The 6668-nt window shown below is 49.5% G+C and carries 8 protein-coding genes and 1 pseudogene; all 9 read right to left on the bottom strand.

All coding sequences use genetic code 11. The annotated features are described in order from the left end of the window. Positions 1-1616, bottom strand: a 1616-nt coding sequence (gene pheT, locus GAC_RS03705; RefSeq protein ID WP_050813517.1) for a phenylalanine--tRNA ligase subunit beta, incomplete at its 3' end; no start/stop codon positions are given. 27 nt (positions 1617-1643) lie between these two features. Continuing rightward, positions 1644-2048 (bottom strand): 50S ribosomal protein L17, encoded by a 405-nt coding sequence (gene rplQ / locus GAC_RS03710; protein WP_010268058.1) that lies wholly within the window; start codon positions 2046-2048, stop codon positions 1644-1646. Positions 2049-2088: 40 nt separating this feature from the next. Further along, positions 2089-3189: a DNA-directed RNA polymerase subunit alpha gene (locus GAC_RS03715; protein WP_010265240.1), complete on the bottom strand. Its 1101-nt coding sequence runs from the start codon at positions 3187-3189 to the stop codon at positions 2089-2091. Positions 3190-3209: 20 nt separating this feature from the next. Continuing rightward, the gene (gene rpsK, locus GAC_RS03720; protein WP_010268062.1) at positions 3210-3584 is read right to left on the bottom strand and encodes a 30S ribosomal protein S11; all 375 of its coding nucleotides are present in this window, start codon (positions 3582-3584) and stop codon (positions 3210-3212) included. A gap of 9 nt (positions 3585-3593) precedes the next feature. Beyond that, complete coding sequence (rpsM, locus tag GAC_RS03725) at positions 3594-3965, bottom strand: 30S ribosomal protein S13 (protein WP_010265244.1); 372 nt, start codon at positions 3963-3965, stop codon at positions 3594-3596. Between the two features lie 63 nt (positions 3966-4028). After that, the gene (locus tag GAC_RS03730; RefSeq protein ID WP_010268066.1) at positions 4029-4679 is read right to left on the bottom strand and encodes an adenylate kinase family protein; all 651 of its coding nucleotides are present in this window, start codon (positions 4677-4679) and stop codon (positions 4029-4031) included. After that, positions 4661-5962, bottom strand: a complete 1302-nt coding sequence (gene secY, locus GAC_RS03735; protein ID WP_010268070.1) for a preprotein translocase subunit SecY — start codon at positions 5960-5962, stop codon at positions 4661-4663. The genes GAC_RS03730 and secY overlap by 19 nt, the downstream gene beginning before the upstream one ends. Before the next feature lie 23 nt (positions 5963-5985). Then, positions 5986-6427 (bottom strand): annotated as a pseudogene (gene rplO, locus GAC_RS03740) (50S ribosomal protein L15). Positions 6428-6440: 13 nt separating this feature from the next. Further along, on the bottom strand, positions 6441-6668 hold a 228-nt coding region (locus GAC_RS03745), incomplete at its 5' end, for a 30S ribosomal protein S5 (protein ID WP_037349493.1).

The raw sequence follows: 6668 nt of genomic DNA on the forward strand, positions 1-6668 counted from the left end.
AAATTGGGCAAAAGAGACGGGCGCATGACATCAAACTTATTGCTTACCGGGTTTTCTACACACAAATCTTCAATACTATACCCAAGTTTTTCTGCAACAGCGCCGCTCATGAAGGACCACGTCACAACCTCTGTGAGCCCCGCAGACAGCATGATCAAGCTTAGCTTTTCGTCGTAATTACACCCATTAGGACCCGCAATACACGGCACAACAGGCTGTTCCTGAACTTTGTCATACCCGTGCATGCGCAACACTTCCTCCACAACATCGAAGGAGGATCGCACATCGGCCAACCTCCAAGATGGCACCGAGACCTCCCACTGACGATCCTTGTCGGCATTAACATCAAAGCCCAAAGCCGTTAGTATGCGAAGAATTTCTTCGCGCTCAATTTCTACACTACCTATAACGCCCACAGAATCCGGGTTAAAACTAATTACCCTGCCCTCAGAAAAAGGTGTCTCACCACACGCCACAACGTCAGATGCAACGCCGCCGCAGTACTTTACAATCATGTGTGACGCAAAATCCAGGCCAAGTTTAACGCACCCAGGATCGGTAAACCTCTCAAATCTGCAGCTGGAATCTGTGGATAGTTTGAGTTTTCTGGCCGACATTGCAATATCGACCGGGTCATACCACGCGGATTCGAGAAATATATTCTCAGAATCTAGTGTACACCCACTCAGGGTTGACCCTATGACACCCGCAATGCAGTGTACAACTCCGGCGCCGTCCGTCACCACCAAATTGTCTTTGCTCAAGGTGTATTTCTTCCCATCAAGTGCATGAAAATCTGTGTTAGATGACGCGCCAACAACTAGCTTGCCGCCCTGTATCTTGTCGGCATCATACACATGCATTGGCCTGTTTAGGACCAGCATAACATAATTTACTATGTCAACAACGCACGAAATGGTCTTGACGCCGGCAGATATCAAGCGATCCTTGATCCACCTAGGCGAGTCCCCGGTATTTTTTATGGACTTAATATACCTGCCCATAAGCACGCCCGCGGAGCGCATTTCAGCTTCTATTGGAGAGCGCCCAAAAACCTCAAGATCGTCCACGGGCAGTGGCCTCAAAGCCCCAACCCCGGCAGCAACCAACTCCCTAGCAATGCCGCGCAGGCCTAGGCAATCTCCCCGGTTTGGCGTAACACCAACCTCAATCACCGCCCCAGACAGAAAAAAGCTATCTCCCACTTCATAATCAGAACTCGGCAGGTCTAGTATACCGGAATCTTGTGCTCTCCACCCTTGGACACCCAGTTCATCAGCCGAACAGAGCATGCCATGGCTTTTCACGCCCCTGAGTACTGCCTCAACAATCGTAGGGCCGCCATTGGGCATAACCGCACCACAGCGCGCCAGTACAGACAGCATGCCCTCCCTGACGTTCGATGCACCACACACCACCTGCATGTGGTCTGCACCATCAAAAACCTCACAGACTTTCAGCTTATCAGCCGAAGGATGGGGCTTAACCGCGCCAACTCTGGCAACCACAAACGGGGCCGGATCTTGGCCTTCGTGCAGCAATTCTGCCTCAATGCCCAAACGAGAAAGCTCATCCGCAACCGCACTGGCCGACCACTCGGTATCCAAATGATCCATAAGCCAGGAATATGCGAACCTCACGGGTTAGCCCTCAGCCACCTTTTTAGGCTCCCCTTCCTTCCTGTCCACAAATTCCATAATAGCAATTGGAGCACAATCGCCCGCGCGGAACCCGTTCTTCAAAATTCGGGTGTAACCACCGGGACGCCGAGCATAGCGCTTTGCCAGAACGTCTAACAGCTTGTTAACTGCATCCAAATCCCCGCCCATCTTGGAAAGCAAAAGCCTACGGCCACGGACCGGGTCTTTCTTCGCAAGCCTCCGTCCAACGGTGACCAGTCTCTCCACAAAGGGCCTTAAATCTTTGGCCTTCGCGACCGTGGTAACAATACGCTCATGACGAATCAGCGACACCGCAAGATTAGCCAACATAGACAATCTATGCGCTGTGGGACGAGAGAACTTTCTACAACTTATACCGTGCCTCATTACAGACCCTCACCCACAACCATATGCACAGGACTCATGACTAATCCTCACTATACTGCTTACTAAGATTCTCAATAGACTCAGGCGGCCAATTCGGAACCTTCATGCCAAGGTGAAGGTTCATGCTAGCCAAGACCTCATTTATCTCATTCAGAGACTTTCTACCAAAGTTGGGAGTACGCAACATGTCAGACTCTGTTTTCTGCACGAGGTCACCTATATACGTTATGTTGTCATTTTTCAAGCAGTTGTGGGACCTTACAGAAAGCTCTAGCTCATCAACCTTGCGCAGCAGATTATGATCGTAGGGTAACGCCCCCTCTTCTTTGTCAACCTTCTTCCTGGATTCTCCCTCAACTTCCTCAGAGCCTATGAATGACTGCAGCTGATCCTGCAGCACCCTGGCAGAAACGGCCACAGCTTCGTCCGGAGATATAGAGCCATCCGTCTCAACAGAGATAACAAGCCTATCGTAGTCAGTAAACTGGCCTATCCTGCTACTCTCGATCCTGAATGCAACCTTTTTTACCGGACTATAGAGCGCGTTGGTGGCAATGAACCCCGGGCCAACTTCGCTGGTAGCGCCAGATCTGGAGGCAGCCCTGTACTCAGAAGCGGGAACATAGCCCTTTCCGCTGTTCACATATATCTTCATGCTGAAGTCAACATCTTTACCCAAGGTGCAGATATGCAAATCCTTGTTTAGAACCACGCACCCCTCGGAGTCACCTATAGCAGCTGCAGTGATCTCCCCGGGGCCTTTAGCAACGAGACGCAGAACCCTGGATTCAGAAGTCAAAAGCTTTACCCTCAACATACTCAGGTTGAGCACCAAATCCGCAACATCTTCCCGAACCCCAGATAGAGACGTGAGTTCGTGCGACACGCCCTCAACCTCTATCCCGTACACAGCGAACCCTCTTAGGGAAGACATCATAACACGCCTGAGCGCGTTGCCCAAGGTGAGGGCAAACCCACTCTCCAGGGGCTCTACAATTAGCTCGGCAGAGCGCGATAGATCGCCATCACCCACAACCTTTATGGAAGAAGGTCTGGTCAGTTTATCCCAGTGATCAGAGATCGAGAACTCGCTACCATAACACAAGCCAACGGAGCCCCCCCCATTATCAGAAATCGCCATAAATCTCTCGCAAACAAAAACTATACCCTGCGCCTCTTCGGCAGCTTACACCCATTGTGAGGGAGCTTAGTAGTATCCCTTATGGACGTAACATTGAGGTTACAGGTCTGAACCGCCCTGATGGCAGCTTCCCTACCAGCACCAGGACCGGATATGCACACCGACACCGTCCTCATACCATTCCGCTCAACAACGGCCTTAACTGCTCTCGCGACTGTCTCCTGAGCGGCGTAAGGGGTCGCCTTCTTGGAGCCTTTAAAGTTACAAGCCCCGGCCGAGGTAGTGACAAGAACGTGCCCCTGCTGATCAGCAATCGTCACAATTACGTTGTTATACGTGGCGTAGATATGCACCTCGCCCACAACAACGTTCCTCCTTTTCTTAACTACCGCCATATAACCCTATCACCCCTTTTTGACAGCAACAGCCAGCCTGGTGCCGCCTTTACGGGTTCTAGCATTCGTGTGCGTCCTCTGACCACGCACAGGAAGCTTCTTCCTATGGCGCAAGCCCCTGTAGCAGCCTATATCCATCAGAAACTTGATGTTCATAGCCACTTCTTTCCTCAGGTCAGCCTCAACAACACAACCAGACCTTATGAAGTTTCTGATCTTGACCACATCCTCGTCGCTAAGGGAGGATACGAGAACATCCTCTCCTATGCCACAACCCTCGCAAATCTTACTGGCCAAGGACGGACCGATACCGTATATGTACGTCAAGGCAACTACAACACGCTTATTCACGGGGACATTAACCCCACCTATACGCGCCACTAAGAACCCCTACAAAAAACACCAGCGGAACCCCTGTATAGCAAATGTACCACTCACCGTCAACTAGTTATTTAGGACATCAACTATATCTCTTATGGCCTGAAATACTTCGTCTACAGATCCATTGCTGTCTACTCTCGTTACCAGCTTTCCGTAATATTGCTCCAACTCTCCTATAACGGACTCATATTCCGAAATCCTGTGCTTTATTGTCTCTGCTACATCATCATTCCTACTGATATAATCACGACAACCACACTCATCGCACACTGTTGTGCCGAAGCTTACGTTTGACACCTTGCCACAACCTTTACATATCAAGCGTCCGCGTAGCCTGCATTTTACGACTTCCGCATCTACCTCCAACTTTATCACCGCATCAATCCCGCAATTTATTAATCGCAGAACGACCGTCAAAAACTCAGCCTGATGCCGATTTCTCGGAAACCCATCCAGCAGAAATCCCTGCCTGACTTTCCTGAGCTTTCTAAACAGCATCTCACACACAAGTGCGTCGTCGACGAGGATGCCGGAACGCATTACGTCTTCTATCTCCTTACCTGTCTCAGTGCGCTCGCAAATCTCGTTGCGCAGTAGGTCACCCATGGATACCACTTGCAGGCCGTCCAAATGCCCAGCCAACAAGCGCGCCTGTGTTCCCTTGCCAGAGCCAGGAGCCCCTAAAATGAGCAGGTTTACTTTACTTTTTTCCATAACTCAGACTTCTTCATCAACGCACTATACCTGCCAGAATACACCTGAGTCTGAACCTGAGAGAATGTGTCGTTTATGACATTCACGATAATTAAAAAACTGGTACCGCCCAGAGTGAATGAGACGGCACAGTAATGACGGACAATTTCCGGCACAACACACACAACAGATAAGTATATCGCACCCAAAACTGTAATCCTGCCTATAACCTGGTCAAAATACTCTTTGGTTGCCTTGCCTGGACGCTTCCCGGGGACAAACCCCCCATTTTTTTTTAGCATCTCTGAGGTTTCCTTCGTATCAAACACAAGAGAGGTGTAGAAGAAGGTAAAAAACATTATAAGCGCTATATAGACAGAGACATACAGGATGCCTTCCGAGGAAAGGTACCGCAGCAGCACATCGGCCCACTCGGAGCCAGAGTGGAATCTCACGAGCGAAATAGATGACAGTAGCAGGGCGTTAGCGAAAATTGGAGGTATGACACCCGCAGTATTTATTTTGAGCGGAATGTAACTTGAATCGCTATTGTAAAAACGGCCGCCTGTCTGCCGTTTTGGATACTGCACAAAAACCTTTCTGTATGACCTCTCGAAAAAAATTATCAATAGGAACAGGGCAAAAAATGCCAGTAACATTGACAGAACGACCAGTCCGGAAACCTCCCCGTTTTTCCCAAGCAAAAACACGGAGGATATGGAACTTGGTAGCTCGGAAATTATCCCCACAAAAATTATAAGGGAAATGCCGTTACCTATACCCTTCGCATTGATTCTTTCTCCAAGCCAAAGCAAAAACATAGTTCCTGCCAGTAGGCTACTGATCCCAACCACCCGGAACATTATTCCCGGATTTATAACCACCATGACCTCATCAGAGTTCATGCGTTCCAACCCCAAGAGTATGACCAACCCTTGCGCAATACAAAAAGCCACGGATAGATATCTTGTATAGGTGCTCATTTTCATCCTGCCAAGCTCGCCATCCTGCCTCATCTCATTCAGAGTGGGTATGGCAACAGAAAGTAGCTGTACTATTATGGACGAGACTATGTACGGCATGACATTGAGCGCAAAGATAGTCATCCTGCCCAGAGCGCCCCCGGAGAACACATTGAAGATGCCAAGAACACCGGTCGCATGGCTAGAAATTATATCCTCTACAACACTGGGATTAACTCCGGGAATGGGGATATAAGTACCCAAGCGATATACTATTAGGGCTAGCAGCGTGAACCCAAACCTCCAGAACAGCCCCGCATTGCCTCGTGCACCCACATTCACAACAAACCTTCCTTAAGAATCACTCAACCCTTCGGTAAGTAGACTTTCTTCCCAGCAGCTTTCGACACCGCGTCATAACTTATCCCCACCTTCGCCTTGAGCGCGCCTTTTGCCGAGAATCTTTACCTTACTCATCGGCGAAGGTATCATGCCCAATTCTGCCATCAGCTCCTTGCTGATGTTGGAGGCGTCAACAATCTTCTTCTCGCTAATCAGCCTCTGCAAGGCACCAATATTCACTATTTCGTACCTAGCTCGGGACATGGATCTGAACCCCCTTTTGGGAAGACGAGTAAATATGGGCTGTTGTCCCCCCTCAAACCCATTGACAGCGCATCCTGACCTAGCCTTCTGTCCCTTGTGCCCCCTACCAGAGGTCTTACCCTTACCACACCCCAGGCCTCTACCCAAAACCTTAAGCCTTCTACGCTTGGGTAAGCCGGCAAATAATTCGTTCAACTTCATAGCAAAAGACCCATCACCTATTCTCTATTACCTCACCGACCTTGCGGCTTCTTTTACCAGCAACTTGCTTGGGGGATAGCATATTTTTAAATGCAGCAAATACGGCATAAATTACACTATGCGGGTTAGAGGACCCAATAATCTTTGCAACAACATCCTGAACACCCAGCACTTCAAACACCGCTCTGACCGAACCGCCGGCAATAATTCCGGTACCAACCCTGGCAGATCTGAGAACAAC

The sequence above is a fragment of the Anaplasma marginale str. Florida genome (genome assembly GCF_000215485.1).
GTDB classification, from domain to species: Bacteria; Pseudomonadota; Alphaproteobacteria; order Rickettsiales; family Anaplasmataceae; genus Anaplasma; species Anaplasma marginale.